The sequence below is a fragment of the Aliiroseovarius sp. D2-2 genome, from assembly GCF_055809455.1.
This window is the reverse complement of the sequence record NZ_CM147913.1, coordinates 3,122,412-3,149,048: the sequence shown is the minus strand read 5'-3', so window position 1 is coordinate 3,149,048 and position 26,637 is coordinate 3,122,412. Positions and strand designations below refer to the sequence as shown.

26 protein-coding genes, 1 pseudogene and 1 riboswitch are annotated in these 26,637 nt (G+C 57.3%); of the genes and pseudogenes, 13 read left to right on the top strand and 14 right to left on the bottom strand.

Annotation, left to right across the window (positions count from 1 at the left end):
• Positions 1 to 70 precede the first annotated feature (70 nt).
• The 4 genes from AC0L6A_RS15625 to AC0L6A_RS15610 form a co-directional block, all read right to left on the bottom strand.
• A complete protein-coding gene (locus AC0L6A_RS15625; protein ID WP_473291288.1) occupies positions 71 to 595 on the bottom strand; it encodes a GNAT family N-acetyltransferase in 525 nt (174 codons plus the stop codon).
• A 374-nt stretch (positions 596 to 969) separates the two neighbouring features.
• Positions 970 to 1,674, bottom strand: coding sequence for a sulfotransferase family 2 domain-containing protein (locus AC0L6A_RS15620; RefSeq protein WP_473291287.1), 705 nt, complete (start codon positions 1,672 to 1,674; stop codon positions 970 to 972).
• Positions 1,674 to 2,657: an NAD(P)H-quinone oxidoreductase gene (locus AC0L6A_RS15615; RefSeq protein ID WP_473291285.1), complete on the bottom strand. Its 984-nt coding sequence runs from the start codon at positions 2,655 to 2,657 to the stop codon at positions 1,674 to 1,676. The genes AC0L6A_RS15620 and AC0L6A_RS15615 overlap by 1 nt, the downstream gene beginning before the upstream one ends.
• Positions 2,654 to 3,337, bottom strand: a complete 684-nt coding sequence (locus AC0L6A_RS15610) for a COQ9 family protein (protein ID WP_473291284.1) — start codon at positions 3,335 to 3,337, stop codon at positions 2,654 to 2,656. Before AC0L6A_RS15610 ends, AC0L6A_RS15615 begins: the two co-directional genes overlap by 4 nt.
• A gap of 111 nt (positions 3,338 to 3,448) precedes the next feature.
• Between AC0L6A_RS15610 and rpsU the strand changes: the two genes are divergently transcribed.
• Positions 3,449 to 3,655, top strand: a complete 207-nt coding sequence (rpsU, locus tag AC0L6A_RS15605) for a 30S ribosomal protein S21 (protein WP_007255353.1) — start codon at positions 3,449 to 3,451, stop codon at positions 3,653 to 3,655.
• Between the two features lie 89 nt (positions 3,656 to 3,744).
• On the opposite strand, the gene AC0L6A_RS15600 is transcribed toward rpsU, so the two are convergent.
• The 3 genes from AC0L6A_RS15600 to AC0L6A_RS15590 are packed head-to-tail and all read right to left on the bottom strand — an operon-like array spanning position 3,745 to position 5,738.
• Positions 3,745 to 4,659: an ornithine cyclodeaminase family protein gene (locus AC0L6A_RS15600; RefSeq protein WP_473291282.1), complete on the bottom strand. Its 915-nt coding sequence runs from the start codon at positions 4,657 to 4,659 to the stop codon at positions 3,745 to 3,747.
• Positions 4,656 to 5,285 (bottom strand): HAD family hydrolase, encoded by a 630-nt coding sequence (locus AC0L6A_RS15595; RefSeq protein ID WP_473291280.1) that lies wholly within the window; start codon positions 5,283 to 5,285, stop codon positions 4,656 to 4,658. The genes AC0L6A_RS15600 and AC0L6A_RS15595 overlap by 4 nt, the downstream gene beginning before the upstream one ends.
• Before the next feature lie 54 nt (positions 5,286 to 5,339).
• Entirely contained in the window at positions 5,340 to 5,738 is a 399-nt protein-coding gene (locus tag AC0L6A_RS15590) for a response regulator (RefSeq protein ID WP_473291279.1), read from the bottom strand.
• A gap of 160 nt (positions 5,739 to 5,898) precedes the next feature.
• Here AC0L6A_RS15590 and AC0L6A_RS15585 point away from each other — a divergent pair, with 160 nt between their 5' ends.
• The 4 genes and pseudogenes from AC0L6A_RS15585 (at position 5,899) to AC0L6A_RS15570 (ending at position 9,351) form a co-directional block, all read left to right on the top strand.
• Positions 5,899 to 6,270, top strand: coding sequence for a DUF1636 domain-containing protein (locus AC0L6A_RS15585; protein WP_246927933.1), 372 nt, complete (start codon positions 5,899 to 5,901; stop codon positions 6,268 to 6,270).
• Positions 6,267 to 7,208, top strand: a complete 942-nt coding sequence (locus tag AC0L6A_RS15580; RefSeq protein WP_473291277.1) for a threonine-phosphate decarboxylase — start codon at positions 6,267 to 6,269, stop codon at positions 7,206 to 7,208. Before AC0L6A_RS15585 ends, AC0L6A_RS15580 begins: the two co-directional genes overlap by 4 nt.
• Positions 7,205 to 8,122 carry an adenosylcobinamide-phosphate synthase CbiB gene (cbiB, locus tag AC0L6A_RS15575; RefSeq protein WP_473291274.1) on the top strand — a complete coding sequence of 306 codons (918 nt, stop codon included), beginning with the start codon at positions 7,205 to 7,207 and terminating at the stop codon, positions 8,120 to 8,122. Before AC0L6A_RS15580 ends, cbiB begins: the two co-directional genes overlap by 4 nt.
• A 48-nt stretch (positions 8,123 to 8,170) precedes the next feature.
• Positions 8,171 to 9,351 (top strand): annotated as a pseudogene (locus AC0L6A_RS15570) (lytic murein transglycosylase).
• Between the two features lie 38 nt (positions 9,352 to 9,389).
• On the opposite strand, the gene AC0L6A_RS15565 reads toward AC0L6A_RS15570, so the two are convergent.
• Positions 9,390 to 9,857, bottom strand: coding sequence for a YbjN domain-containing protein (locus AC0L6A_RS15565; RefSeq protein WP_473291273.1), 468 nt, complete (start codon positions 9,855 to 9,857; stop codon positions 9,390 to 9,392).
• 70 nt (positions 9,858 to 9,927) lie between these two features.
• A complete protein-coding gene (gene smc, locus AC0L6A_RS15560) occupies positions 9,928 to 13,383 on the bottom strand; it encodes a chromosome segregation protein SMC (RefSeq protein WP_473291271.1) in 3,456 nt (1,151 codons plus the stop codon).
• A gap of 203 nt (positions 13,384 to 13,586) precedes the next feature.
• A riboswitch (cobalamin riboswitch) is annotated at positions 13,587 to 13,787 on the top strand.
• A gap of 31 nt (positions 13,788 to 13,818) precedes the next feature.
• Here smc and cobW point away from each other — a divergent pair.
• Together cobW and AC0L6A_RS15550 are read left to right on the top strand one after the other, a co-directional pair.
• Positions 13,819 to 14,916 carry a cobalamin biosynthesis protein CobW gene (gene cobW / locus AC0L6A_RS15555; protein WP_473291269.1) on the top strand — a complete coding sequence of 366 codons (1,098 nt, stop codon included), beginning with the start codon at positions 13,819 to 13,821 and terminating at the stop codon, positions 14,914 to 14,916.
• Complete coding sequence (locus AC0L6A_RS15550) at positions 14,913 to 15,365, top strand: GNAT family N-acetyltransferase (protein WP_473291267.1); 453 nt, start codon at positions 14,913 to 14,915, stop codon at positions 15,363 to 15,365. The genes cobW and AC0L6A_RS15550 overlap by 4 nt, the downstream gene beginning before the upstream one ends.
• A 7-nt stretch (positions 15,366 to 15,372) precedes the next feature.
• On the opposite strand, the gene AC0L6A_RS15545 is transcribed toward AC0L6A_RS15550, so the two are convergent.
• On the bottom strand, positions 15,373 to 15,531 hold the full coding sequence (locus AC0L6A_RS15545) for a hypothetical protein (RefSeq protein ID WP_246927923.1): 159 nt from the start codon (positions 15,529 to 15,531) through the stop codon (positions 15,373 to 15,375).
• 63 nt (positions 15,532 to 15,594) lie between these two features.
• Between AC0L6A_RS15545 and cobN the strand changes: the two genes are divergently transcribed.
• On the top strand, positions 15,595 to 19,284 hold the full coding sequence (gene cobN / locus AC0L6A_RS15540; protein ID WP_473291266.1) for a cobaltochelatase subunit CobN: 3,690 nt from the start codon (positions 15,595 to 15,597) through the stop codon (positions 19,282 to 19,284).
• Positions 19,285 to 19,306: 22 nt separating this feature from the next.
• Here the strand turns inward: cobN and AC0L6A_RS15535 are convergent, their stop codons facing one another.
• Positions 19,307 to 19,618, bottom strand: a complete 312-nt coding sequence (locus tag AC0L6A_RS15535; protein WP_473291264.1) for a hypothetical protein — start codon at positions 19,616 to 19,618, stop codon at positions 19,307 to 19,309.
• A gap of 163 nt (positions 19,619 to 19,781) precedes the next feature.
• On the opposite strand from AC0L6A_RS15535, the gene AC0L6A_RS15530 reads away from it, so the two are divergent.
• The 3 genes from AC0L6A_RS15530 to AC0L6A_RS15520 all read left to right on the top strand — a co-directional run bounded on the left by AC0L6A_RS15530 (position 19,782) and on the right by AC0L6A_RS15520 (position 22,044).
• Positions 19,782 to 20,987 (top strand): TsoY family (seleno)protein, encoded by a 1,206-nt coding sequence (locus AC0L6A_RS15530; RefSeq protein ID WP_473291263.1) that lies wholly within the window; start codon positions 19,782 to 19,784, stop codon positions 20,985 to 20,987.
• A 113-nt stretch (positions 20,988 to 21,100) separates the two neighbouring features.
• A complete protein-coding gene (cobO, locus tag AC0L6A_RS15525; RefSeq protein WP_473291261.1) occupies positions 21,101 to 21,709 on the top strand; it encodes a cob(I)yrinic acid a,c-diamide adenosyltransferase in 609 nt (202 codons plus the stop codon).
• A 23-nt stretch (positions 21,710 to 21,732) separates the two neighbouring features.
• On the top strand, positions 21,733 to 22,044 hold the full coding sequence (locus AC0L6A_RS15520; protein WP_473291259.1) for a YciI family protein: 312 nt from the start codon (positions 21,733 to 21,735) through the stop codon (positions 22,042 to 22,044).
• Positions 22,045 to 22,067: 23 nt separating this feature from the next.
• Here AC0L6A_RS15520 and AC0L6A_RS15515 read toward each other — a convergent pair whose 3' ends face one another.
• Positions 22,068 to 23,723, bottom strand: coding sequence for a thiamine pyrophosphate-binding protein (locus AC0L6A_RS15515; protein WP_473291257.1), 1,656 nt, complete (start codon positions 23,721 to 23,723; stop codon positions 22,068 to 22,070).
• A 99-nt stretch (positions 23,724 to 23,822) separates the two neighbouring features.
• Between AC0L6A_RS15515 and AC0L6A_RS15510 the strand changes: the two genes are divergently transcribed.
• On the top strand, positions 23,823 to 24,338 hold the full coding sequence (locus AC0L6A_RS15510) for an NADPH-dependent FMN reductase (protein ID WP_473291255.1): 516 nt from the start codon (positions 23,823 to 23,825) through the stop codon (positions 24,336 to 24,338).
• Here the strand turns inward: AC0L6A_RS15510 and AC0L6A_RS15505 are convergent.
• Positions 24,335 to 24,739: a VOC family protein gene (locus tag AC0L6A_RS15505; protein WP_473291253.1), complete on the bottom strand. Its 405-nt coding sequence runs from the start codon at positions 24,737 to 24,739 to the stop codon at positions 24,335 to 24,337. The two genes, AC0L6A_RS15510 and AC0L6A_RS15505, sit on opposite strands and share 4 nt — an antisense overlap.
• A gap of 39 nt (positions 24,740 to 24,778) precedes the next feature.
• Between AC0L6A_RS15505 and AC0L6A_RS15500 the strand changes: the two genes are divergently transcribed.
• On the top strand, positions 24,779 to 25,591 hold the full coding sequence (locus AC0L6A_RS15500) for an HTD2 family dehydratase (protein WP_473291251.1): 813 nt from the start codon (positions 24,779 to 24,781) through the stop codon (positions 25,589 to 25,591).
• On the opposite strand, the gene AC0L6A_RS15495 is transcribed toward AC0L6A_RS15500, so the two are convergent.
• A complete protein-coding gene (locus tag AC0L6A_RS15495; RefSeq protein WP_473291249.1) occupies positions 25,588 to 26,628 on the bottom strand; it encodes an NAD(P)/FAD-dependent oxidoreductase in 1,041 nt (346 codons plus the stop codon). The genes AC0L6A_RS15500 and AC0L6A_RS15495 overlap by 4 nt on opposite strands.
• Positions 26,629 to 26,637 lie beyond the last annotated feature (9 nt).

Here is a 26,637-nt window from a genome sequence, read left to right as displayed (position 1 = left end):
TATAGGTAGTATAAGCAGGACAGTTTTCAAGGTCTGCTTTAGAGCCCAATGCGGATATCTTGAGCGTTCTTCAATTGACAATTTTAACGTAAATGTCGGATTCCGATGTCGAATGATCAGGTGAGAATACAAAACCTGCCTTTTTGAGCACTTGAGCGGAAGCAGGATTGTCGTTGCTGACCCCTCCAACCAACTTAGTCGTGCCCCCAAGACTTACCGCAGATACGAAACCTCTCACAAGTTCCGATGCGATTCCTTTGCCCCAGGCTGTCTCGGCAAGCAGGTAGCCAATGTGTAGGTCTCGGTTTTGGGCGCTGTTGGGAGCTGAGGCAAAAATCAGCAATCCTACTAGTTCGTTGTTTCCTTTCCATTCAACGAGCAGAACTTCGCTTTCTTCGGCTCGTGCGTCCACCCACGATGAAATGTTAGCATTTTGGTCGCCCAGTTGAAGAGGTGGCGGGAGGTGTTCAAGAACACTTTCGGACAGGATGTTCGACAACGCTGCCTCCAGTTCCAAGCGCGCTGACTTGTCTTCCAAAGTTGCCTGCCAGCTTCGAACCGAGAGCCTTTCGGTAGTGAATTGATCAACAGGCATGCTGGCTCCAATAGTTCAGAATTTTCCGTGAGAATACCGGATTGCATTTGATTGTCGAATGTCAGCTTCGTTCCGATGCTAGACAATTACCAAATGTGTTTGCCAAGTGGATAAGGTGAATCCCCTAGGACATACTTCCCAGTATTTGTGCGATCATCATGCGTGAACGGGTCTTGGTTCGACCTCCAAATTGGGCTGGAGGTGCCGATGTAAGAGCAGCGACTGGGTGCCGAAAATTGTTGAACCGCTCACAGCCCGTCGTGATTTAATGCCTGTGTTGCGGTGAGTAGTTGCGCTACGCAGGAAGCAAAGCTGAACCCGATTGTGGAGCGGACTAATTCTTTGATTTTCTGAGTGCCCATAGAGGGCAGCGTTCATTTCGAGGATGATTTACCAATCAAGCTGCCACCTGATAGCCGCTTAAACCACCCGGCTTCCTTTCGTGATGTCTCTTCTGCCAAAGGCTCTTCGGCTCGTTTTTCGTATCCAAGGTGTTTGAAATCGGCCTCGTAGAAGTCGTTTGCACGCACAACGTCTGGAAAATCCCAGTTAATCTCGCCCTTAAACGCCTCTGATGAGATCTTGTGAGAGACAGTTTCGGGTGCAGGCAAACCAGTTTCTTCGCAAACCTGAGCAATGATCTGTTCTAGGCCATCCTCAAAATGGAATACATTGACTTGATCGCCAATGAATTGCCACTGGGGGAGAAGATGATTGTCCAGACGATTTGGATTAGAGCGGCAAGCTTGCAGTTGCTTCTCTAGCCAAATTGGAAATGCAGACACTCCTCCCCACAACCCTTCCTGAGCACCGATCCAACGCATTTTGTATTCGGATTCAAGGCGTTTGTAGGGATTGCGAACGACCGTAAAGCAGTAGTCGAAATATCCACCTGAGAAGAGTGCTGAAACGTCTGACCAGCGGAAGTGCTGAGGTGTGACCTTCAAGGGTTCAGGAAGCCCCCGGCAATACATGTTTAAAGGCGCAATGCCTTCAAGCCACGTTTCTATTGTTGTCCCACCGGTCTTTGGAATGTGGATGAACAGGATGCGTTTTCCCTCATGTTCGATGTAGGGCACTAGTTAATCTCCAGTACAATTTTGCCGATGTGCGTGCTGGTTTCCATGCGTGCATGCGCCTTGGCCGCGTCCTCCAACGCAAAAGTCTGATCCATGACTGGCGCGATACGGCCAGCGTCCAGCAGGGGCCAGACTTTGTCGGCCAGCTCATCAGCGATGCGGGCTTTGGCAAGGTCGGATTGCGGGCGCAAGGTGGAACCTGTGACGGTCAGGCGCTTGGCCATGATCATTGCGAAGTTGATTTCAGCCTTGGGGCCAGACAGGAAGGCGATGTGGACCATGCGGCCATCGGGGGCCAGAGACTTGATGTTGCGGGCGATATAGTCGCCGCCAACCATGTCGAGGATCAGGTTCGGGCCGCCTTCGGGTTTCATCACCTCGACGAAATCTTCGTCTTTGTAGTTGATGGCCCGTTCCGCGCCCAGGTCGCTGCAAACGGCGCATTTTTCGTCCGAGCCTGCAGTGGTAAAGACCCGCGCACCGAACGCATTGGCCAATTGGATTGCCGTGGTTCCAATGCCGGAACTTCCACCGTGCACCAAGAACCGCTCGCCGGCTTGTAGGCCGCCGCGCATGAAAACGTTGGACCAGACGGTGAAGAAGGTTTCGGGCAGGCAGGCGGCTTCTTTCATGCCCATGCCATCAGGGATGCGAAGTGCGTGGGCTGCTGGGGTGGTCACGTATTCTGCATAACCGCCGCCGGGCAGTAGCGCGCAAACCTTGTCGCCCACAGCCCACTGCGTAACCCCATCGCCCACGGCCACGACCTCTCCTGATGCCTCAAGGCCGGGTAGGGGGCTGGCGGTGGGCGGCGGGGCGTAGCTGCCGGCGCGTTGCAGTGCGTCGGGACGGTTCACACCAGCGAACGCTACTTTGATCAGGATGTCACCCGGACCGGGTGAGGGGATGGGCTGTTCACAAATCTGTAGAACTTCAGGACCACCGGGTTCGGTAATCTGAATTGCGCGCATGGTATCGGTCATGTGTCGTCCTCGTCGGGGGTCCATCGGCCTGGATAGTTCGGATTGGGGGCGCCGGGGGCTTTGATCGAATGCAGAATCTTCCCCGGCCCCGACATGAATGCTTTGTAAAGCGCCGATCCGCGCGCCTGTCCTTTGATCTTTTCGATCTGCATTACGTCGTCGATGCGGCGATCAAGGAAGGCCCAAGTGGCTTCGTTGTCATCACTCTCATCGCCCAGCCAGAACAACACGACCGAGGAATAAACGGCGGACAAGGTTGCACGCTTTGTGTACCAGTTCAGATCCGTCGAACTGTCGCCAAGCGTTTCCCAGATTAATCCGCATGTCGCCCAAAGCGCAGCCGCCCCGTCGCTTGCGTTTTGGGGCATTGCAAAGAAACTCATGCCCTTGCGCACAAGTTCTTTATCCGCAACTTCAAGCCGGAACCGTACGCCCGCCGCGATCTTGTCGCGAAAGCGCATGTTGAACAGATCTTCGGCCTGCAATCGCGCGACCATCTTAGTGTCCCCAGCCCTGTGATAGGCCAGTGCCAGATCGACCGCACCGCGCGGATAAATCGCGCGCGCATCCGTTTCGGATAGGCCGCAATCGTCTGCTGCGGCTCGAAGGGTCGCGTCAGACCACCCGTCAAAGGGAACGTGATTCAGGGCGGCCTCAAGCAGTTTGTCTTTTTCAATCATAGACAGTTCCTCGCATTTGAAGGTGAACTGGACAAGAGCCTTCGTCGCTGCTATGAGCCAGCTTCCTGCTACTTTTTGCAAACTCTAACTTAGAAAGGTGGTGACAACCACATGCAGGTTTCGGTTCGTGATAACAACGTCGATCAAGCGCTTCGTGCGCTGAAGAAAAAACTTCAGCGTGAAGGTGTCTTCCGTGAGATGAAGCTTAAGCAACATTTCGAGAAGCCCTCCGAGAAAAAAGCGCGCGAGAAGGCGGAAGCAATTCGCCGTCAGCGTAAGCTGGCTCGTAAGAAAGCACAGCGTGAAGGTCTTCTTTAAGATTGAACAGTGTTAGATGGGCAGGTTGTCAACTGTCTGTCAAAACGACCCCCGTAAGCGCTGCTTCCGGGGGTTTGTTGTTTTTGGGGTTAGCGATTTTGCCAAGCATCCAGAATGTAACGGCTGGTCATCAAATCCAGATGCGCGCCGCCTCCGTTTTTATAAAGCGTGATGTCATCAGCCTGGCGGGTAAACACACCATCCTTGTGATCATAAAGATCGCCCACGACATCATCACGGCTGATCACCCCTTGCGCCAGCGGGTCTTTGAATTCGCCAATGTGATCCAGAACTGTATCGCGGCTGTCCACAAACAGGCGGGCGCGGGACAGGGTGGTGTCGTCAGCTTCGCGCATGTCGGGGCGGTATGCACCGATTAGGTCAAGATGCTGGCCGGGGCGCAGCCATTCCCCTTTGATCAAGGGATCGGTGGTCATCGTGGCCGAGGTGATGATGTCAGCTTGTGCAAAGCCCTCTTCCAACGAGGTGACGGCCTCGGTCTTGTCGAACTCATCCGCAAAGCGCGCGGCCCCCTCCGGGCTTCGGTTCCAGATCAGGAAACGTGCGTCAGGGAACATGGCGGCATATGCCATGCGCAGGTTGCGCCCGACGGTTCCAGCGCCAACGATCAACACCACTTTGCTATCAGACCGCGCCAGAAGCCGTGCGCCAAGTGCGCTGTCGCCAGCGGTCTTCCACTTGGTGACCAGATGGAAATCCACAATCGCCTCAAGCTGTCCCGTCACGTTATCATACAGATTGACCGCGCCATGGATCATGGGCTCGCCCCGTCCTGGATTGCCCGGCATGATATTGGCGGTTTTCACGGCGCTGCCCAACCCATCGATCCAGGCAGAGCGGGTCAGCATCGTATCTTCGCCGCGATATAGGAACGTGTCCCCAATCTGGGCCTTCGGTTTTGTGTGACCGTCCAGAAAAGCGTCGGCCAGATCATGCCAGCTTAGCAAGCTGTCTGCGTCAAATGGAATAAGCTCGGGGGTCACAGGTCGCTCTCCTTGATCAGGTTGCGGGCGATAAGCTCATCTGCCCAATTGCGTGCGGTGGTGAAGTGGTGGGTTTGCCAATCACGTCGGGCGGCGGCATCAACGTTTTCCTGCCGATCGTCGGTGAACAGAAGCTCTGACGGGGCGATACCGCAGTCCTTTTCAAGCATCTGATAGATCTGCGCGCTGGGCTTTGTGACGCCCATGTGTCCCGAAATGTAACGGCGGTCGAATTCGGTTAGAAAGTCATATGCGGCCTCGCCGATGACGAAAGGGTCGATACCGAAGTTGGACAATGCAAAAACCGGAGTGTTGCGTGCCTTCAAAGCACGCAGTGTGTCGACCGACAGATCGATGGCCGGACTGGCCAGTTCAAGCCAGCGATCATGCCACCAGCATATTTCATCGCGAAACTCTGGGTGTTGTTCAGCCGTGTCATAAATCACCTGACGAAAATCCCCGCCGCGATCGATCAGTTCGTTCATGAAGTGCAAATCCACCGTGGCGAACATCTCTACCCGGCGCTGTTTGCCGATCCATTGATCATAGAGCACTTCAGGTTGCCAACGGATCAGGACATTGCCGATGTCAAAAACCACGGCGGTAACGGGAGTATTCTGTGTCATGCCGCGACCTTAGTGCGTTTGCGCGGAAACGGAAGTCATAAAGGCCCCAGAATGCTATCGTGCTTTTCTGTTGTCCCGATCAGGATCGTTTTGCGCGGCGCGGGCGTGATAATCCACAAGGCTGACAATATCTGCAGGCTCGGAATCCGCGGGCACACAGGCATGCGCATTCGAGGCCAGCGAAAAGACCGACACATCCGAAAAGAAGCTGGTGCTTGTCACAAAAATTATGCGCGCTTTTGGTAGGCGATATGCGATGAAATCCGCCAATGCAAAAGGGCGCCCGCCGTCGATATCTGCATCCAACAGAATGGCGTCAAAATCCTGCTCAGACAGCAATGCAGTGGCTTGTGGCTTCGTCGCCGCATGGGAAACGTGCATACCCTGCCGCACCAAATGTGCAGACCAAATCTTGGCCAGATCAGGGTTTTCTTCGATGATTAATATTCGCATTACGTTCTCCGCGCATGCGGTATCGCATGTCTTGCAGGATTCTCCAAATCGTACATGATTGCGCCCTTCTGTCGTCCAACGGCTCTGCTGTGGCGCAATTTGCGTTGTCTTTCACGGCGATTTCCGCTTGAACCATGAACAGCAAATTTAGGAGCGCGCAATGACAACCTGGATCACCATCTGTGACACCTGCAAGCACGAGGATTGGGCCGAGCGCGGGATGGATCAAACCGATGGCGAGGCTTTGGCAGCTCTGATCGAAGCCGCGGCCGAGGGAACTGAAATACGTACCCGACGTGTGTCCTGTCTGATGGGGTGCGATAACAGTTGCAACATTGCCATTCAGGCCAACGGTAAACTGTCATACACGCTTGGACGCTTTGATGTGACGGATGAGGCCGCAAAAGGTGTGGTTGATTATGCCGTGGCACATGCGGAAAGCGAAACGGGGCAAGTGCCCTATCGTGAATGGCCACAAGAAGTGAAAGGTCATTTTGTAACGCGCCACACGCCTTTGCCGGAGGACACATGACCCCAGCGAAAGAACGCGACCATGGGGGCGGTTTGGATGCCGCGATTGCGCGTTTTGGCGGCACGCGGGCTGGTTGGTTGGACCTGTCTACGGGCATCAATCCACTGCCTTATCCCGTTGGGAGTTTTTCCCAGGATGCTTGGACCGCGCTGCCCGACATGGCGGCTTTTGCGCGTCTGGAAGCAGCCGCGCGCGCGTTCTGGAATGTGCCGGCAGACGCAGCCATTTTGGCAGCGCCGGGCGCTTCGGCTCTGATCGCACGAATTCCCGCTCTGTACCCTGCCGGTCAGGTTCAGATAGAAGGTCCGACCTATAATGAGCATGCGGCAGGATTTCAGGCGCAGGGCTGGGATGTCGTTGAACACGCCGCCCCGGTCCGTGTTGTAGTGCATCCCAACAATCCGGATGGGCGCGTGTGGCATGATCTGGATTTGGAACGCTCATTGACTGTGATTGACGAAAGCTTTTGTGATGTCTTGCCTGATCAAAGCCTGATCCATACCGCCTCGAAACCGGGCGTTCTGATCTTGAAGAGCTTTGGCAAATTCTGGGGGCTTGCAGGGCTTCGACTTGGGTTCGTGATTGGGGATCCTTCGCTGGTCGCCAAGCTGCGCGATGCCGTCGGGCCATGGCAGATCTCTGGTCCAGCCTTGGAACTTGGCGCGCAGGCATTGGAAGACCACGCTTGGGCGGATGAAACCCGCACCCGATTAACGCAGGACAGCGAACGGCTGGATGCGCTGATGAAGAACGCAGGGGCGAAGCTGGTCGGCGGTACGACGCTTTTCCGACTGTATGATGTGGGGGACGCGCAGGCATGGCAGGACCGACTGGCCGAGCACCATGTTTGGTCGCGAATATTCCCCTACTCATCACGTTGGCTGCGTCTTGGTCTGCCTCATCCAGATCGTTGGTTACAGCTTGAGGCAGCACTATGAGCTGCGCCGGTGTTCTTGTCTTAGCGCTGCTGCTGGATGCCTTTGTGGGTGAACCAGATTGGGCGTGGAAGCGTGTACCGCATCCCGCTGTTCTAATGGGGCGCGCAATTGGCTGGCTTGAGCGCAATCTAAATGAAGGCGATCATCGTTTCTTTAACGGAGCGGTTGGGGTCGTAGTGCTGGCTGCCTTGGTGGGACTGCTTGGCAACGCAATTTCATATCTGCCTTTTGGCGGGCTTCTCGAAATCATTGTCGCGGCGATCTTGTTGGCACAGAAATCTTTGGCGCAACATGTTCAGGCTGTGGCGGACGCGCTTCGTCAGTCGACGCAAGATGGTCGCGAAGCCGTTGCCATGATTGTCGGGCGTGACACCAAGAACATGTCGGATGACGCGATTGCGCGTGGAGCTATTGAAAGTGCGGCCGAGAATTTTTCGGACGGGGTGGTGGCACCTGCATTCTGGTTCCTTATTGCAGGCTTGCCGGGGCTGATGATCTACAAGCTGGTAAACACCGCAGACAGCATGATTGGCTACCGCAACAAGCGCTATGAACAGTTCGGAAAGTTTGCAGCCCGTTTGGATGATGTTCTGAACTGGGTTCCCGCGCGCCTGACGGCATTGATCCTGATCCTGGCCAGCCGGAAGTGGCACGCTTGGTCGGTGATCCGTAAAGATGCCCCTTTGCACCGGTCACCAAATGCAGGTTGGCCCGAGGCGGCGATGGCCGCGACCCTTGGTGTCGCCCTTTCCGGCCCGCGCGCCTATCACGGAGAGATGAAGGATTTTCCATGGGTGAACGGTGAAGGCGCTCGTGACATAGGTGTAAAAGAGATCGATCAGGCCGTGGATGCGCTTTGGTCGGCGTGGTTGGTTTTGCTCGGGATTGTGATCGCGCTGGCGGTTGTCACTTGATGCGATTTCGGTAATCTGCCGCTTCTGCTGATAACCAAAGGTATTCACATGCAAAGACTGATTTCTGCTGCGGCCGTCGCCGTGACAATGGCGCTGCCCTTACAGGCCGAAACCGTTGCGTGTGGGGGAAGCTTTTCAGGTTTCGTCGGATCCATGAAAGATGCAGCCATTGCCAAAGGGCATTCCAAAGCCACGGTCGACAAGTTCTTTGCCTCGGTCCGCAAGGATCAAGCCACGTTAAAAGCAGATCGGTCCCAAGGATCTTTCAGCGCCCCTTCGTCGATTTTTCACGCCGCCTGATCAGCAAGGACCGCATTGATCGCGGCCGCGCCATGCTGCGCAAACATGCCGATGTGTTTGCGCGGATGGAGTCCACATATGGTGTAAGGCCCGGTGTGCTGACTGCCTTTTGGGCGTTCGAAACCGACTACGGCGCGTTCCAGGGCGATTTCAACACTTTGAATTCTCTGGTCACGCTGTCGCATGACTGTCGCCGGTCAGAATTGTTCCAACCGCAGGTTTTTGCGGCATTGGAGTTGTTTGAGGCAGGTGCCTTCAATCCCGCGACCTCAACAGGGGCATGGGCGGGCGAAATCGGCATGGTTCAAATGCTACCCGGCGACATCATCGAAGCAGGTGTTGATGGCAATGGCGATGGTAAGATCGACCTGCGCAGAACGCCTGCTGATGCGCTTTTGTCTGGCGCAAATATGCTGCAGTTACTGGGCTGGCGTGCAGGTGAGCCTTGGTTGCAAGAAGTCACGGTCCCTGCCGATTTGAACTGGGCCGAGACCGGGTTGGACACGACAAAATCCGTGTCAGATTGGGCCGCGCTGGGGGTTAAGCCGCGCAGTGGACAGCTAGGTGCAGATGCATTGAAGGCTTCGGTGATTTTGCCGCAAGGCCGAAAAGGACCTGCTTTCATCGCCTACCCCAATTTCCGCGTCTATTTCGAATGGAACCAAAGCTTTGTCTATGTAACCACCGCCGCCTATTTCGCAACGCGTCTTGAAGGGGCTCCGGTGTTCAATGCGGGCAATCCCGATCCCGCCTTCAGCGGTCCTCAGATGAAAGCCCTGCAAAAGAAGCTGTCATCACGTGGTCATGATGTTGGTAAGATTGACGGAATTCTGGGCGCTAAAACCCGCGCGGCAATCCAGAAGGAGCAGACTCGGCTGGGGCTGCCAGCGGATGCGTGGCCTACAGCCCAACTGCTTAATGCGCTCTAAGTAAGATTGCCCCCAACGTTTGGGTTGGGGGCGGCTGCTTACGAAAGCGCTTTTTCGAAGCTTTCGATAACTTCCGTCCAGATGTCAAAAATCTCGTCGAAATCGGTTATGCTGACTCCGTCCTGACCGGTATATAGGTCGAACTCAAGCATTTTACGCCCATCTTCGGCACGATAAGCCCGGCCATAACGTTGCTCTGCGTTCCATTCATTTAGTCCTTCCAGCGTGATCTCGCTGTCATCAGTGTAGGCCGCGAAAAACTGAAGTGAGTTGCAGTTTTTGTTGTTGCGACAGCCATAGAAGAAAACGACCATTTGGGTGCCATAATACTGTACCTCGACCGAGGGGTCGCCGACGCTGTCATCAACGAGCTTCGCAGGTGCACCAAGGTCTTCGAAATACTTCAAAACGCTTTCTGGTTCGGATGCTTTGACTTGTTGCGCTGTTGCTGCCTGCCCAGCCAGCAAGGCCAGGGCCAAGGCGCTGGAAAAAAGAACGGATTTCATTGGTTTCTCCAAATATCGCTTTGTTTCGAACCTAGGGGGAAGGTCATGCATCGGCAAGGGTGCTGCCTGCTTAGGCGACCATCGCTTCGGCATTTTTAAGATCGACGCTGACCAATTGGCTGACACCTTGTTCAGCCATCGTCACGCCGAACAGACGATCCATCCGTGCCATCGTCACCGCGTGGTGCGTGATGATCAAGAAACGCGTGTTTGTACGGCGGGTCATTTCATCCAGCAAGTCGCAGAATCGGGTCACGTTGGCGTCATCCAAAGGCGCATCAACCTCGTCCAGCACACAAATCGGGGCTGGGTTTGCCAGGAACACTGCAAAGATCAGCGCCAGCGCCGTGAGGGTTTGTTCCCCGCCAGACAACAGGCTTAGGGTCGACAGTTTCTTGCCCGGCGGCTGACACATAATCTCAAGCCCGGCATCCAAAGGATCATCGCTTTCGACCAAAACCAGCTTGGCTTCGCCCCCGCCAAACAGGTGTTTGAACAATGTGCCGAAGCTTTCATTGACCTGCTCAAAAGCCGTCAGAAGCCGCTCGCGACCTTCCTTGTTCAGGCTTGAGATCCCTGACCGCAGTGTCTTGATCGCTTCTTCCAAGTCGGTTTTTTCATTCAGAAGATGATCGTGTTCTTCCTGAACTTCCTTGGCGTCTTCTTCGGCGCGCAAGTTCACAGCGCCAAGCGAATCCCGCTGCCGTTTCAACCGGTTTACGTCGTGTTCGATCTGCTCAGATGACGGCATCTTGTCCGGGTCGGCCCCAAGACCTTCCAACAGCACGTCTGGCGTGGTTTCCATTTCTTCTTCGATGCGTTCGGCCGCCAATGCGACGGTTTCGCGGGCCGCGTCTGAACGGGCTTCGGCGCGGGCGCGGGCTTCACGGGCTTCACCCGCCGCCCGTTCGGCGTCGCGTTCGGCATTTGCGGCTTCACGTTCCGCGGTTTCGCCAATCGCAAGATTGTCGGCGGCAGCTTTGCGGCGGGCTTCAGCCTCGCCGATCGCGTCGGCAAGTTCGTCTCGCTTGGCAGCCAGTTCTTCGGGCGCGGCCTGCGCAGCCTTCAATTCGTCTTCGCTTTCGGTTTTGCGTTCGTCCAGTTCGGCAATCCGCTTGCCTGCGGTTTCCAGACGATGCTTCCAGCCGGATACCTCTTTGGTGATTTCCTGAGACCGTCGGGTCCGGGCTTCGCCCTCGCGGCGCAACTCATCATGGGCCGAGCGTTTGGACATCATGGTCATCCGCGCGGCTTCCACAGCCATCTTGACCTCTTCGACCTGCGTGCGCGCAGCGTCAAGATCACCCAGATTCGCCACGCCACGTTCCGCCTCGGCCAGACGTTGGCGCGCACCCATGGCTTCTTCCTCGTGGCGTTTCACGGCCAAGCCTAGGTTTTCCAGCTTGCCCTCGGCGATGTTCCGGTCCGCTTCGGCGCGGGACAAGGCGCGGTTGGCTTCAGTCACGTCGCGGTCCGCATCGCGCCGGGCGTCACGGGCGCGTTTGTCGGTCTCGGTTGTCTCGATCAGGCGGGCTTTCAGCGTATCATGTGCTGCACGGGCACCATCTGCGCGCGCCGTAGCCTCTTCCAGATCCTGCTTGAGTTCCTGCAAACGGTTCAGTTGCTCAAGGCGCAGCGCTGCCGTCGAGGATTGATCCTCGGTCCCGGCCCGGAAGCCGTCCCAACGCCACAGATCACCTTCCATAGATACCAGCCGCTGGCCGGGTTTCAGGTCAGGTTGAAGGCGGACAGCATCTTCGGTCGAGACCAGACCGATCTGGCTCATGCGGCGGGCCAGAACCTCGGGCACGGTCACGTAGTTCGACAAAGACATGACCCCATCCGGCAAAGGCTGGGGCTGACTGTATCCGGGCAGGGATGCCCAACCTGATGGCGCATCGCCATCGATTTCGGGCGCACGAAGGTCATCAGCCAGTGCTGCACCCAGTGCTTTCTCGTAGCCTGATTTCACCCGGAGGCTATCAAGCACCTGCGTTCCCTCAGCCGCATCGCGTTCTACCAATCGAGACAACGCCTGAACCTCGGCGTGAAGCGCGTTGACTTCCCCTTCGGCCGAGGAACGCGCAGCGCGGGCGTCTGCCTCGCGCGATTGCGCGTCGGCGCGGGCTTCGTCCGCAGCAACAAGGGCTGCTTCGGCGTCTTCGGACGCTTTTGCGGCGGCAGTTTGTGCGGTTCCTGCTGTCTCAAAATCAGCCGCGGCCTTATCCACGGCGCCCTTGGCATCGTCCATGGCAGAGCGCGCGCGATCGGCTTCGGCGTCGCTTTTCTCAAGCGTCTTTTGGCTGTCATCCAGAAGGCGGTGCGCGGATTGGTGGCGCGCAGCCAGCCGCGCGACGTCTTCCGTCAGTTGCGTCAGGTCACCCTCACGCTCCTGCAAAATCGCCGCACTGTCGCGGGCGTCAACGTTAGACGTTTCCAGCGCATCGTCATGCCCTTCTGACGCTTTGGCCAGCTGTTCTTGTTCCCACTCCAGCCGTTCAATGGTTTCAACCGCGTCCTTGTTCAGCCCATTTTCGCGGTCGATGTCGCGGGTAAGTTGGGTGATCCGGCCTGTCAGGGTCTCGATCCGTGCGCGTGCTTGGTTTTCCTGATCGGACAGCTGGTCACGCTGAACCTGTAGGCGCTGCAAAATGGCGGCGGCAACGGCTTCTTCTTCACGCAGCGGAGGCAGTCCATCTTCGGCGGTCTGCCGCGCTTTGGTCGCTTCGCGCGATGCACCCTCGGCGGCAGCGGCGGATTTAACCCGCTCGGTCAACTGGGTCTCTGCGTCAAGACGGGCGATGTCAGCCTCGCGCCAGCGACGATAGAGCAACAGCCCTTCGGCAAGGCGCAGGTCGTCGCCAATGGTGCGATAGCGTGCAGCTTGGCGTGCTTGCCGAGCAAGCTGCCCCAGTTGCGAAGCAAGTTGTTCAATCACGTCGTCTACACGCGACAGATTTGTCTCGGTCCCTTTCAGTTTCAACTCCGCCTCATGGCGACGTTGATAGAGGCCCGAGATGCCAGCGGCTTCTTCCAGAATGCGCCGACGTGCTTTGGGCTTTGCGTTGATCAGTTCGCTGATCTGGCCCTGTCGTACAAGCGCAGGCGAATGCGCGCCGGTGGACGCATCTGCAAACAGCATCTGCACATCACGCGCGCGCACGTCCTTGGTGTTGACCTTATAGGCCGACCCTGCGTCACGGGTGATCCGGCGCACAATCTCCAGATTGTCGCTTTCGTTAAACCCGGATGGGGCGAGCCGTTCGCTGTTGTCCAGAAGAAGCGAGACTTCGGCGAAATTTCGGGCTGGACGTGAGGCGGCGCCAGCAAAGATCACGTCTTCCATTCCGCCGCCACGCATTGCTGTCGGGCGGTTTTCGCCCATCACCCAACGCAGCGCTTCCAAAAGGTTCGACTTGCCGCAGCCGTTTGGTCCAACCACACCTGTCAGCCCGTCCGCGATCACCAGATCGGTCGGGTCTACAAAGCTTTTAAAGCCATTCAGTCTGATCTTTGAAAACCGCAAGCGGTCTGCCTCATCCTTGATTCTTATCGTTCAATGATTGTTCGGATCGAAATGCGCTGAGTCAACGGCTCACACCGATATATGGGTGGATTGGCGAAGTTATCCACAAGATATTGCATTGGGGCGGGTTTGCCCGAAGGTCAATCTGCCGCCAAAACCTGTTTCAAGGTCGGTTTCGATCTTGACCCTTTGACCCCTCACACGGCAAAGAAGACACGCATGGTTCCCAATGGGACATGAGGGAATGCAGCGGAGACGACCCACACCGGGGTTTGATGCTGCAGCCGCCCCCGCGACTGTAAGCGGAGAGCGCCCGCCTTGCGCCACTGGCCCTTTAGGTCGGGAAGGCGGCGGCGCGCTTCGACCCGCGAAGCCAGGAGACCTGCCATGCGAAAACGCAACCACCCGTCGGGGAGACGGGGATAGGAGATCAAGATGCAAGCAAAGATACCTGCCACCGTTGTCACCGGCTTTCTAGGCGCGGGCAAAACGACGCTGATCCGTCACATGTTGGACAATGCCAAAGGAAAGCGCATTGCGCTGATCATCAATGAATTTGGTGATCTGGGTGTGGATGGCGACATCCTGAAAGGTTGCGGCGACGAAACCTGCACCGAGGATGATATCATGGAGCTGTCCAACGGCTGTATCTGTTGCACTGTGGCCGAGGATTTCATCCCGACGCTGGAGAAGCTTTTGGATCGTGACACACCGCCCGATCACATCGTGATCGAGACCTCGGGTTTGGCACTTCCGCAACCGCTGGTCCGCGCGTTCCAGTGGCCCGAAATCTCGACCCGTGTGACCGTCGATGGCGTGGTGACTGTCGTGGACGGGAAAGCCGTGTCTGACGGGCAGTTTGCATCCAATCTGGAAGCGATCGAGGCTCAGCGAAAGCTGGACGAGAACCTCGACCACGAAACGCCTTTGTCAGAGCTGTTCAAAGATCAGGTTAGCTGCGCGGACATGATCGTTGTGAACAAATCCGATCTGCTGGGCGACACGCAGGCCGATGAATTGGTGGCGAAACTGGCTGGCGATAGCCGCGATGGCGTTCAGGTCGTACGCTCGACCATGGGTGCGCTGCCAGTTGAAGTTCTTTTGGGGCAGGGCGTGGGTGCCGAAGGCGACATGGATGCGCGCCTGTCGCTGCACGAAAAAGGTCATCATCACCACGAAGACCACCACCATGATCACGACGATGACCATCACCATCATGACGATCACCACCATCACCATGATCACGACCATGAAGCCTTTGAAAGCTTTGTTGTCACTCTGGGTGAAGTGGCTGATCCGAAGGTGTTTGCTGAAAGAGTTGCCGACGTGATCCGTGCCAACAACATCTTGCGTTTGAAGGGTTTTGCAGCCGTCGAAGGCAAACCGATGCGCCTGACGTTACAAGCTGTCGGCCCCCGCGTGGACACCTATTTCGACCAGCCTTTCGGGGCGCAAACCCGTGAAACACGGTTGGTGGTGATCGGTCAATCGGGCATGGACCGCGCAGCCATCGAACAGGCCCTAACCGCATGACGATCGAAGTTGTGCCCAGTGATCCACGTGATCCGCAGGCCACGGCGTTGCTACAGCAAAGCCATGCCCTGATGGAAAGCCTGTTTCCGCCAGAGGACAACTTCTTTCTCGACATAGGTGACCTCTGCGTGCCGGAGATATCATTCTTCGTCGCGTGCGAGGCAGATGTGATATTGGGCACGGCGGCCTTGGCCGACAAGGGCGACTACGGAGAGGTGAAGTCGATGTTCGTCTCGTCCGAAGCACGCGGAAAAGGCGTCGGTGAGGCGCTGTTAACACAGCTCGAAGCCACGTCACGCGCGAAGGGTCATGCGGCCATGAAGCTGGAAACAGGCAATGTGCTGCACGCCGCGCATCGTCTTTATGAACGCGCAGGTTTCACAAAATGCGGGCCGTTCGGGGACTATCCCGAGGCCAACAGCTCGATCTTCATGGAGAAAACGCTGTGAGCCGCGCTCAGTCTTTCTTGGCCGCTGCCGCCTTCATGCGCGCCAGTAACGCGGCCTTATCGTCTTTACGGTTAAGCGGGTTTTTCTTGGTCCCACGGGCATTGTGCTCGGAATGGCGCGGGGTGCCTTTGGCGGGTTTCGGCGCGCCTGCTGCTTTGTAATCCATTGGATCCACCTTGATCGGGTCATGTTTGCCCGGTCCATAACACCTTAGTGCAAGGGACGCGACATGCATCTTCTGGCAGCCACACCGGGCAGCATTGATGACGGAAAAGAACCGGTCGATCTGGGGCAGACGCCTTCGGATCTGGTTTTCATTTCTGCGGCAGACACAGAATTGGCCGGTCTGGCGCAAGCACGTGCCGAAATGGACGCGGCGCCGGGCTTGCGTTTGGCAAATATGATGCACTTGGCGCATCCGATGTCGGTCGATCTGCACATCGACAATTGTGCTTCAAAGTCCCGACTTGTTGTGGCGCGGGTTTTGGGCGGCGTCGGCTATTGGAAATACGGGGCCGAGCAATATGCCGCGCATCTGCGCGAAGCTGGCGTGCCTTTGGCACTGCTGCCTGGCGATGACAAACCGGATGCTGAATTGCGCGCGCTGTCGACCGTATCGGATGAGGACTACGATGCGCTCTGGGCCTACCTTGTGGAAGGCGGACCAGAAAACTCCGTTGGGTTTTTAAACTACGCCAAAGCCATGATGGACGGCGGCGACAACCCCGAGACCGCACGACCTCTACTTCGGGCAGGTGTTTATTGGCCGGGGGCCGGTGTGTCGGACCTGTCGGCTGCCCAAGACGCATGGACTGAAGGGGCACCAATTGTACCCGTCGTCTTTTATCGTGCGTTGGTACAGGGTGCGGGACTAAATCCGATCAATCGGCTGGTGAAAACGCTGTTGCGCCAAGGGCTGAACCCCATGCCAGTGTTCGTGGCATCTTTGAAAGACCCGGTGTCTGTCGCCACTCTGGAAAGCCTGTTCATCGAAGCCGCGCCAGATGTGATCCTGAACTGTACGTCTTTTGCGGTTGGATCGCCGCATCAGGACGATCACGGGACAGGGCCTGCAAACCCTTTTCAGCAGCCGTGGTGCAATGACGCTCCGGTTTTCCAAGTGGTCCTGGCGGGATCCGGCGAAGATGTCTGGGCTGACGGCCTGACGGGTCTATCGGCACGTGACATCGCCATGAACGTGGCCCTGCCCGAGGTGGACGGACGCATCCTATCACGTGCGATTTCCTTCAAAGGCGAGGCATTCTTTGACGACGCCACCGAATGTCCTATCGCAACCTATAAGGCGCGCGGGGATCGGGTTCAGTTTGTGGCCGAACTTGCCGCGAATTGGGCGCGCTTGCGACGCGCAGGGGCCGGGTCGCGCAAAGTTGCGTTGATCATGGCGAACTATCCCAACAAGGATGGGCGGCTGGCCAATGGCGTGGGCTTGGATACACCGGCTGCGGTGGTGCACACTCTTGGGCTGTTGGCGGATCAAGGATATGCGGTTTCAGATGCGCCCTTAGACAGCGATGCCTTGATGCAGGCCGTGATGGCGGGGCCGACCAACTGGCTGACCGACCGGGCGGATCGCGTGGGTGGCGAACGCTTTTCGCTAGAGGATTATCGCCGTCAATATGATGCACTTCCTTGGGAAATGCGCGATGCGATGGAAAGCCGCTGGGGTGCGCCTGATGCCGACCCGTTTTTTGCGGACGGCGGCTTTGCGCTGTCGGTCCTGAGCTATGGTAACGTGGTGGTCGGGGTACAGCCTGCGCGAGGCTATAACATCGATCCGACTGACACGTATCACTCGCCCGATCTGGTTCCGCCGCACAACTTCTTGGCTTTCTATTTTTGGCTTCGTCACGAATTTGGAGCCCATGCTTTGGTGCATATGGGTAAGCACGGGAACCTTGAGTGGTTGCCGGGTAAGGCCGTGGCCCTGTCCGAGACCTGCTGGCCCGAGGCCGTGATGGGCCCGATGCCGCACGTCTATCCGTTCATCGTGAACGATCCCGGTGAGGGAACGCAGGCGAAACGGCGTTCGCAAGCGGTGATCATCGACCATTTGACCCCGCCACTGACACGCGCCGAGACCTATGGACCTTTGCGTGATCTCGAAGCCTTGGTGGATGAGTATTACGAAGCTGCAGGCGTAGACCCGCGCCGGATCAAGCACCTGCGCCGTGAAATCCTGACCCTGACCCAAGCCACGGGATTGGATGCCGATGTGGGCATGTCGGGCGACGATGAGGACAGCGATCTGGCGAAGCTCGATGCGTACCTGTGCGAGCTGAAAGAGGCACAAATCCGCGACGGGTTGCACGTGTTTGGGCAATCCCCGCTGGGCGATCTGGAGCGTGATTTGGGCATCGCACTGGTCCGTGTACCGCGTGGGCAGGGCGAGGGCGGGGATGCGTCTTTGATCCGCGCGCTGGCTGCCGATTGCGGCGTAGATATCGACCCGCTCGATTGTGACATGGCGACCGCTTACGAAGGACCGCGCCACGAGGCTCTTGAGATGCTTGATGCGGGTACGTGGCGCAGTAATGGCGACACGGTGGAGCGGCTAGAGCTGTTGGCGCAGAAGGCCGTCGCGTGGGACGCAGTGCCGGAAACGTTCAATGTCACGCGCCCCGTGTTGGAAACCTATCAAGGGCAGGTTCTGCCCTCGGTCCGCGCTTGTGGGCCGGATGAAGGAAAGGGGCTTCTAACGGCCCTATCCGGGCAATTCGTTGCCCCGGCGCCATCTGGCGCGCCAACCCGCGGACGTTTGGATGTGCTGCCGACAGGGCGTAATTTCTTTTCGGTCGACAGTCGCGCAGTGCCGACGCCAACGGCTTGGGCGCTGGGCTGGAAATCAGCAAGCCTTCTGATCGACAAGCATTTGCAGACCCATGGCGACTGGCCGCGTTCTATGCTGGTCACGGCATGGGGCACGGCCAACATGCGCACGGGCGGCGACGACATCGCACAGGCTTTGGCATTGATGGGTGTGAAGCCGAAATGGGACAGCGCCAACCGGCGCGTGACTGGGTTCGAAGTGATCCCATCCTCGGCTCTGGGTCGTCCGCGTGTGGACGTAACACTGCGCGTTTCGGGCTTTTTCCGCGACGCCTTCCCGCAGTTGATCGCTTTGGTCGACAGTGCGGCAAGGGCGGTGCAGGCACTGGATGAACCTAGTGATGTAAATCCAGCCGCAGCCCGTGTACGTGCTGGTGAAGGCGCGTCGCGGGTCTACGGATCAAAACCCGGTGCTTACGGTGCTGGTCTTCAGGCAATGATCGACGAAAGGCTTTGGGCGGACAAGGCGGATCTGGCCGAGGCTTATCTTGAATGGGGCGGCTATGCCTATGGCGCGGGCAGTGAAGGCGCGCGTGATCGCGAGGGGTTCGAGACGCGACTGGGTCAGGTCGAAGCCATCGTTCAGAACCAAGACAATCGTGAACACGACCTGCTGGATAGCGACGATTACTACCAGTTTGAAGGCGGCGCTGCCGCAGCAGTTTCGACCCTGCAAGGGCGCGATCGTCCGATCTATCACAACGACCACTCGCGGCCAGAACGTCCGGTGATTCGAACGTTAGAAGACGAGATCGGGCGGGTTGTACGATCCCGCGTCGTGAACCCGAAATGGATCGATGGGGTAAAACGCCACGGCTATAAAGGCGCGTTCGAGATCGCCGCGACGGTCGACTACATGTTCGCCTTTGCCGCCACAACGGGTGCCGTGCGCAGTCACCACTTTGATCTGGTCTACAGCGCGTTTATCGAAGACGACGAAACGCGAGAGTTCATTGAAGAGCACAACGAACCAGCGCTTAGAGAGATTGCTGAACGGTTGCGCGAAGCGATTGAGCGGGGGCTTTGGAACCCGCGTTCAAACTCGGCCCGCGCTGCGCTGGACCAGATCTGACGGTTAAACCGTGGCCCAACACCTAATCATCGCAGTCAATCTCGGCGCGTTGGATCGCCTGATCACCTGACAATGAACCTTCAACAACCTTGCAGCCGGTTGCTTGTTCAATCGCGATTTGGGATCGGGCGAGAATCACGGGAACGCGGGGAAGGGCTTCAAAACCGGTCCTGTAAACCTCGACCCAGGTTTCACGCTGATGCACCGAAAAGACCGAGCCTTCGACCTCGACTTTGGTTGTGGCTGTGTCTCGATGCATGAATTGCGGGCTGGGGCTGTCGCATCCAACCAGAACAGATGCTCCCAGGAAAACAAGGGTATAGGCGGTGCGCATGGCGTGGATCTCCTTCCCGACCACCCTGCAGAAGCTTGGTTAACAAAGGGTAAATCCTTAGCCGCGACCCTCCGCGACATCTTGTGCACTCAGCCGGGCTTGTAGATCGTTGCGATTGCAATTATAAGATATTCAAGAAAACGAATATGAATGGAGAGATCCAATGCAACTCACTCGTCCTGCGGATAAATATTCGCCACTTTATTTCTTTGCCTCAGTAGGGGCAGGTGGCCTGTCGGTCACTTTTTTCATGTATCTGATGTTTTGGGTAAAACACCCCGGTCAGCCCGTACCGGTATTCGAAGACATCATGGCCGCCTTCACCGCCGGATCAATGGGTATGAAATTTGCCATTTCCGTCGCTTGGGCAGGGATCGCCGCCATGGTTTTCCTGAATTTAAAGTACCTGATCTGGAACCTTAGAAAGTTCTCGGCCTTCCGTAAGACCGAAGCTTATACGAACCTGAAGAACTCAAATGCCGAAACCACTATCTTGGCGATGCCTCTGGCACTTGCGATGAGCGTGAACGGCCTGTTCGTTGCTGGGCTGGTGTTTGTACCGGGCCTGTGGTCCATCGTTGAATACCTCTTCCCCTTCGCCATGGCCGCGTTTCTGGCCATTGGTTTCGTGGCGCTTAGCTATATCGGGGATTTCCTTGGCCGAGTTCTGTCCAAGGGTGGGGTTTTTGATGTAACCGCCCATAACAGCTTTGCGCAGATGCTGCCGTCTTTTGCTCTGGCGATGACCGCAGTTGGCTTTGCAGCCCCAGCAGCGATGAGCGGAAACACCATTGTTGTTGGCGTGTCCCTGGTTGGATCGACTTTCTTTGGCGTGGCCTCGATTGTCTATGCGTCGCTGGCACTGTTCACGGCGTTTAACTCGATGCTGCATCACGGTACTGCCAAGGAAGCGGCCCCAACTCTGATGATCGTGATTCCTTTGATGACCATTTTGGGAATTATGTTCATGCGTCAGAACCACGGCCTGCATGCCACATTTGATGTGCATGGATCAGCGGCAGAAACCATGGTTTTCCTTGCCCGCCTGATGGCTGTACAGGTGCTGTTCGGGATGCTTGGCTTGGTCGTTCTGTCGCGTGTAGGTTACTGGAAAAGCTTCGTTTTCGGCAACGAAACGTCGCCGGGTTCCTATGCCTTGGTTTGCCCGGGTGTCGCGCTTTCAGTGCTGCTGCAATTCTTCCTTAACTCAGGCCTAGTTAAGGCCGGAGTGGTCGACAAGTTTTCGCTCACGTACTGGGTGATTTCCGCCATTGCCATAGCTTTCCAGTTCGCCATGATTGCTCTGGTTGTTCGTTTGAACAAACAGCATTTTGGCCGCGACGAAAGCTCGGCCGTACCAGCTGAGTAACACGCCACTCACGGTGGCCAAAATAAGCGGGCGCTTCGATATTCGGGGCGCCCGCACTTGCATCTGCCTGAGAGTGCTTTCACAGTGGGTTATCTTTTAGAAGTGAGGCTAGAATGACCGTAGATTCCGACCGCCACGCCACAAAGATGGCGAAGAAGAAAGCCGCGCGTGATAAAATCATGGCGACAAAGACCGATAAGAAAGGTCTGATCATCGTGCATACGGGCAAGGGCAAGGGCAAAAGCTCGGCCGCGTTCGGGATGATTTTCCGGTGTATCGCTGCTGATATGAAATGCGCCGTGGTGCAGTTCATCAAAGGTGGCATGGATTGTGGCGAGCGCGATCTGATCAACGCCAAATTCAGCGATGTATGTGAGTTTTACACGATGGGTGAGGGCTTCACCTGGGAAACGCAGGACCGCACCCGCGATATCGAAATGGCGCAGGCCGCGTGGGAGAAGTCGAAAGAACTGATCCGCGATCCATCGAACAAGATGGTGCTGCTGGATGAGATCAACATTGCCATTCGCTACGACTATGTCGACGTGAACGAGGTGGTGAAGTTTCTGGTCGAAGAAAAGCCTGACATGACTCATGTGGTCCTAACCGGGCGCAATGCCTCGGATGATCTGATCGAGGTCGCCGATCTGGTGACCGAGATGGAATTGGTGAAGCACCCGTTCCGGTCAGGCATCAAAGCGCAAATAGGGGTCGAATACTGATCCCAAAAACGGGAGGAGAGACGATGCCAAAATTTTACATGGCTTATCACGAGCCGACGGATGTACCTGACGACAAGAAGGCCGAGATGCAGGCCGCGTATAAGGCTTGGATTGCCAAATATGCGGATGTGTTTGAAATGCCCGAGACACCCTTCAAGGCGCAGTGGACCGTCGATAGCGATGGCCACCGCGAAGGGTTCAAGCAGCCAATGATGGGGTTTTGCGTGATCAACGCACCCGACGCGGACACCGCGCTGGCGATTGCCAGTGAAAACAGTTTTATCCAGATGGGCACAATTCATCTGGCAGAGCTGATGGAGATGTCGAGGGGCTGAAGACTAGCAGCGGGGCGCGGGCATCAACCCGCTTCCCCCTGCGCACGCAACTGATCCAGCGTCAGGCCCGGTGTGGCGACTTGTTCGTCTACGACCAGTTCTATCACGGCCAGTTTTCCCGAAGCTTTGGCGCGTTTGAACGCCGCTTCGAAATCTTCGGTTTTCGTGACTGTTTCCCCATGACCTCCATAAGCACGGGCCAGATCGGCAAAGTCAGGGTTCGTCAGTTCCGTGCCTGAAACTCGCGCGGGATAGGTCTTTTCCTGATGCATGCGGATCGTACCGTAACGCCCATTGTTCACGATGATTGCGATGGGGTTCGCACCATGCTGAATGGCGGTCGACATCTCGTTCAGCGTCATCTGAAACTCGCCATCGCCAAGCCATGCAATGACGGTGCGATCCGGGTGCTGAAGGCTTGCTGTAACGGCGGCGGGGAAGCCATACCCCATGGACCCTGAAGTTGGGGCCAACTGCGTGCCAAATTCCTTGAACCGGAAATAACGGTGCAGCCATGTGGCGTAGTTGCCCGCGCCATTGGTCATGATCGTATTTGCCGGCAGATTGTCCGACAGCCAGTGCATGATGCGTTCAAGCTTGATGGGACCGGGGGTTTCGATTGGGGTCTGGAAGCTCTCGTAAGATGTCCGCCCATCGGCGGCCCAACCAGACCATGGGTGGTCCTTCACCGGCGTAAGTTGCGTCAAGGCTGCGATCGCGGTTGCGCCTGTTGCCACAAACGTCTGATCCGCGTGATAGACACGGCCCAGCTCCTCGGCGCAAGGATAGACATGAACGATGTTCTTGCCTGTGGCTGCGGGGTCCAACATCTCGTAACTGCCGGTCACGATGTCGCCCAGACGGCTGCCCAGAACCACCAGCGTATCCGCCTTGTCGAACATGGCTTTCAAGCCGGGATTGATGCCCAGCCCAAGGTCTCCGACATAGTTGGGATGGCCGTTGTCGACGTAGTCCTGACGCCGGAAAGCCGTTGCGACAGGCAGAGCATTCGCGGCCGCGAAGTTCATAAGTTCTGTGCCAGTCTCAGCCGACCAGCCCGGCCCACCTGCGATCAAAAGCGGATGCGTTGAGGTCGCGATTGCGGCCAAGATGGCCTTTGCATCCGCGTTGCCGACGTGGCCCTGCGTGGCAGGAACGGCTGGCCGATCTGGCACGTCCGCCATGTCGCTGAGCATATCTTCGGGCAGGGCCACCACGACCGGACCGGGCCGACCCGTTCGCGCAACGTGGAAGGCGCGTGCGAGGTATTCAGGCAAGCGATCCGTCTGCTCCAATTCGCAGGCCCATTTGGCCAAGGGCCCGAAAAACGCACGGTAGTCAACTTCCTGAAACGCCCCACGGTCCCGATGACCACGCGCGATCTGTCCCACGAACATGACCATCGGTGTGGCGTCCTGCATCGCAATGTGAATGCCAGCAGATGCATTCGTCGCCCCCGGCCCGCGCGTGACAAAGACCACACCCGGCGCGCCGGTCAGTTTGCCATGCGCTTCGGCCATCATCGCGGCCCCACCTTCCTGACGGCACACGATGTTTTCAATCCCGCTGTCGTAAAGCCCGTCCAAGGCCGCAAGAAAGCTTTCACCCGGTACCGAGAAGACGCGGTCCACGCCTTCGGTTTTCAAATGATCCACCAGAATTTGTCCGCCGTGACGCATGCTATGCCCTGTCTATTGCTTGACCTCTTCGGTGATGCACCCCCTAATCGGGATAACGCGAACACGGAGGCTCATTTGTCCAAACACCAATTGCTTGGCATGTCCGGTTCCCTGCGTAAAGACGCAACGAACCGGTTTCTTCTGCGCAATGCTGCGCGGCTTTATGACAATGCTGATTATACCGAGGCAGATCTGGACCTGCCACTTTATGATGGCGACCTTGAAGCGGCGAATGGTGTGCCTGATGCCGTGGTGAAACTGGCAGGACAGATTGCTGCGGCGGATGCTGTGATCATCTCGACGCCCGAATACAACAAGATGCTGTCTGGTGTTCTGAAGAACGCGCTGGATTGGGTCAGCAGGGTGAAGCCGCAGCCTTGGGAAGGCAAACCAGTTGCGCTTATGTCCGCGGCAGCTGGCCGGGCAGGAGGCGAACGTGCGCAGGCGTCGCTCGTTTCGGCTATGACAGCGTTTCAGCCGCAGTTGGTCGTTGGCCCGGAAATTGCAGTCGCAGGAAGCTCGGGCGAGTTCGACGCAGATGGTAAGCTGACCAACGAGCGCTATGAGGCGAACCTGAAAAAGCTGATGGAAAAGCTTCGCGTGGCCGTAGATTAGCCCTCAATCTTTCGAGAGATCTCAATCAGATTCCCATCCGGATCGCGCACGTAAAGTGACTCGATGGGGAACGCCGCGCCCGTGCGCCGGACGGGTCCTTCGATGATGGGGACGCCTTTGTCCAGCAGATGGGTTTGCCATGTGCCAAGGGGATCTTCTGTAAGCAAACACAGATCAGCACTGCCCGGCACAGGAGCTTGCGCCTTTGGTTCAAATTCTTGACCTGCCACATGCAGATTGATCTTTTGCACCCCAAATTTCAGCGCCCAACGGATTGAACCATCGGCTGGCTGAAACCGTTCAGACTGCATCCCAAGCACGCCCTCATAAAACCCAATCGTTGCGTCAATGTCCGTCACAGTCAGCACAAGATGATCGAGCGCAGAAAGCTTTGGTGACATCTTCTTTTCCCTTCGGACATAACGCGTTACGATTTGGTCATGCAGGACATATCACACGACCCTCACATCGTCACCGATCAGTTGGATCCCGCCCGCGCTTCGGCATTTCTTGTCGCGCTGGGGACAGCGGGTACACTGAAGGCTGGCGATCCGTTGCCCCCGTTCTTCCACCAACTCTATTTCTGGGACGCACAGCCCCCGTCACGCCTTGGTCGTGATGGACATCCTAAAGTAGGAGGGTTGATCCCTGACATGGGTCTGCCACGGCGTATGTGGGCAGGAGGTCGGCTGTCTTTCTCTTCGCCGCTTCTTGTAGGGGAAGCCGCAGAAAAGCGCAGCTTCGTCGAGGCGAAAGCACATAAAACGGGTCGCACAGGTCCGTTGGCCTTCGTGACTTTGCGGCATGAGATTTGGCAATCCGGGCAGCTTGCAGTGACCGAGCATCAGGACCTTGTCTATCGCGAAGACCCAAATCCCAACGGGCCCGCGCCAACGCCCCTTCAGGCCCCCGATGATGAGGATAGTCTTGAGGTTTGGGACTTCAACTCGACACTGTTGTTTCGCTACTCGGCCCTGACGTTTAACGGGCATCGCATTCACTATGACTTGGATTATTGCCGGGATGTTGAAGGCTACGACGGCCTTGTCGTGCATGGTCCGCTGTTGGCGCAACTGCTGATGCTGAAAGCTACACGAGAGCTTGGGCCTTTGTCGGAGTTCACGTTCCGTGCAAATTCACCGGTTTTGCATGTTGAAGCCGCAGGTCTTTGCAGGAAGGGAAACTCGCTGTGGGTGCGTGGGCATGACGGGCGGTTGTGTATGGAAGCGACAGCGCGTCCGGCCGATGTCTAAAGGCTCGACTCGACCCGGAAATCATCCGGGATCGCATCACGGCCATCCAGAACCAAGTCCGCCATCAGCTCGCCCACACGCGGGCCCATGCCAAAACCGATCTTGAAACCGCCATTGGCTATGAACGCACCTGTGCGGGTAGGGTGTTCGCCCAGCATCGGCGCGCGGGATTTGGCACGCGGGCGCACGCCAGCCCAGCGTTCAATCACGGGGGCGTCTTTCAGCGCAGGGCAGGCCGCGCAGGCGCGGGCGATCACATCTTCCAGCGCATCGTCACAGCTTGAGGGATCGTGGAATTCCCGTTCGCTGGTGGACCCGATGGCCACCGTTCCATCTGCGTGAGGGATAATATGTACCGCGTCTGCGAACAGCTGCGGCATGTCGCGCGCGTCATAATCCAGAAGGGCGCTTTGGCCCTTCACGCCGTTGCCGACGGGTTTGCCAAGCTGTTCAGACAACTCAATCAATCCACGCCAACCAGTGGCCCAAACCTCGACCCCTTCGGGTGGGCCTTCAGTCACAATCTCGCCGCCCTTGGCTTGGATCGCGGCGACCAAAGCCGCACCTGCGCGGCGCGGGCTCATGCGGGCGGTCAGTGTGTCGTGGATCAGGAAGCCTGTCTGGCTGATTGGCGCCCAATCCGGGAAATCCGACGCCGGGCGGACCTGCCACACAGCCTTGCCCTGCCAGAGCGTGTCCGCTTCGGCCGCACGCGCACGTGCCAGCTCAAGCAAGCGTTCGTCTGCAATGGGCTGCAACCGTCCGCTGCGCGCATAACCGGGGGAGAGGCCTGAGACCTCTTCAACCTCGGCCCAATAGCCTTCTGCCATGATCAGGCTGTCGAACTGGAAAGCTTTCTTGGCGTTCCAGCGTTCGGGAACATGCGGGGCCAACGCGCCGACCAACCCGCCGGACGACCCTGCACCCGGCCCATTCGGGTCGATTACCCGCACTGTCGCGCCACGACGCGCGCAGCTCCACGCCACAGACAGACCAAAGATTCCCGCGCCGTAAACCGTCACATCAGCGATTGCCATTGGGGCGTT

Excerpts from the sequence above, each read along its gene's own strand:
- rpsU (WP_007255353.1), top strand. The coding sequence starts at position 3,449 with ATGCAGGTTTCGGTTCGTGATAACAACGTCGATCAAGCGCTTCGTGCG.
- AC0L6A_RS15610 (WP_473291284.1), bottom strand. The coding sequence starts at position 3,337 with ATGATTGAAAAAGACAAACTGCTTGAGGCCGCCCTGAATCACGTTCCC.
- AC0L6A_RS15520 (WP_473291259.1), top strand. The coding sequence starts at position 21,733 with ATGCCAAAATTTTACATGGCTTATCACGAGCCGACGGATGTACCTGAC.
- AC0L6A_RS15565 (WP_473291273.1), bottom strand. The coding sequence starts at position 9,857 with ATGAAATCCGTTCTTTTTTCCAGCGCCTTGGCCCTGGCCTTGCTGGCT.
- AC0L6A_RS15585 (WP_246927933.1), top strand. The coding sequence starts at position 5,899 with ATGACAACCTGGATCACCATCTGTGACACCTGCAAGCACGAGGATTGG.
- AC0L6A_RS15590 (WP_473291279.1), bottom strand. The coding sequence starts at position 5,738 with ATGCGAATATTAATCATCGAAGAAAACCCTGATCTGGCCAAGATTTGG.
- AC0L6A_RS15530 (WP_473291263.1), top strand. The coding sequence starts at position 19,782 with ATGCAACTCACTCGTCCTGCGGATAAATATTCGCCACTTTATTTCTTT.
- AC0L6A_RS15550 (WP_473291267.1), top strand. The coding sequence starts at position 14,913 with ATGACGATCGAAGTTGTGCCCAGTGATCCACGTGATCCGCAGGCCACG.
- cbiB (WP_473291274.1), top strand. The coding sequence starts at position 7,205 with ATGAGCTGCGCCGGTGTTCTTGTCTTAGCGCTGCTGCTGGATGCCTTT.
- cobN (WP_473291266.1), top strand. The coding sequence starts at position 15,595 with ATGCATCTTCTGGCAGCCACACCGGGCAGCATTGATGACGGAAAAGAA.
- AC0L6A_RS15510 (WP_473291255.1), top strand. The coding sequence starts at position 23,823 with ATGTCCGGTTCCCTGCGTAAAGACGCAACGAACCGGTTTCTTCTGCGC.
- AC0L6A_RS15535 (WP_473291264.1), bottom strand. The coding sequence starts at position 19,618 with ATGCGCACCGCCTATACCCTTGTTTTCCTGGGAGCATCTGTTCTGGTT.
- AC0L6A_RS15615 (WP_473291285.1), bottom strand. The coding sequence starts at position 2,657 with ATGACCGATACCATGCGCGCAATTCAGATTACCGAACCCGGTGGTCCT.
- AC0L6A_RS15580 (WP_473291277.1), top strand. The coding sequence starts at position 6,267 with ATGACCCCAGCGAAAGAACGCGACCATGGGGGCGGTTTGGATGCCGCG.
- AC0L6A_RS15595 (WP_473291280.1), bottom strand. The coding sequence starts at position 5,285 with ATGACACAGAATACTCCCGTTACCGCCGTGGTTTTTGACATCGGCAAT.
- AC0L6A_RS15495 (WP_473291249.1), bottom strand. The coding sequence starts at position 26,628 with ATGGCAATCGCTGATGTGACGGTTTACGGCGCGGGAATCTTTGGTCTG.
- AC0L6A_RS15625 (WP_473291288.1), bottom strand. The coding sequence starts at position 595 with ATGCCTGTTGATCAATTCACTACCGAAAGGCTCTCGGTTCGAAGCTGG.
- AC0L6A_RS15545 (WP_246927923.1), bottom strand. The coding sequence starts at position 15,531 with ATGGATTACAAAGCAGCAGGCGCGCCGAAACCCGCCAAAGGCACCCCG.
- cobW (WP_473291269.1), top strand. The coding sequence starts at position 13,819 with ATGCAAGCAAAGATACCTGCCACCGTTGTCACCGGCTTTCTAGGCGCG.
- cobO (WP_473291261.1), top strand. The coding sequence starts at position 21,101 with ATGACCGTAGATTCCGACCGCCACGCCACAAAGATGGCGAAGAAGAAA.
- AC0L6A_RS15500 (WP_473291251.1), top strand. The coding sequence starts at position 24,779 with ATGCAGGACATATCACACGACCCTCACATCGTCACCGATCAGTTGGAT.
- AC0L6A_RS15515 (WP_473291257.1), bottom strand. The coding sequence starts at position 23,723 with ATGCGTCACGGCGGACAAATTCTGGTGGATCATTTGAAAACCGAAGGC.
- AC0L6A_RS15505 (WP_473291253.1), bottom strand. The coding sequence starts at position 24,739 with ATGTCACCAAAGCTTTCTGCGCTCGATCATCTTGTGCTGACTGTGACG.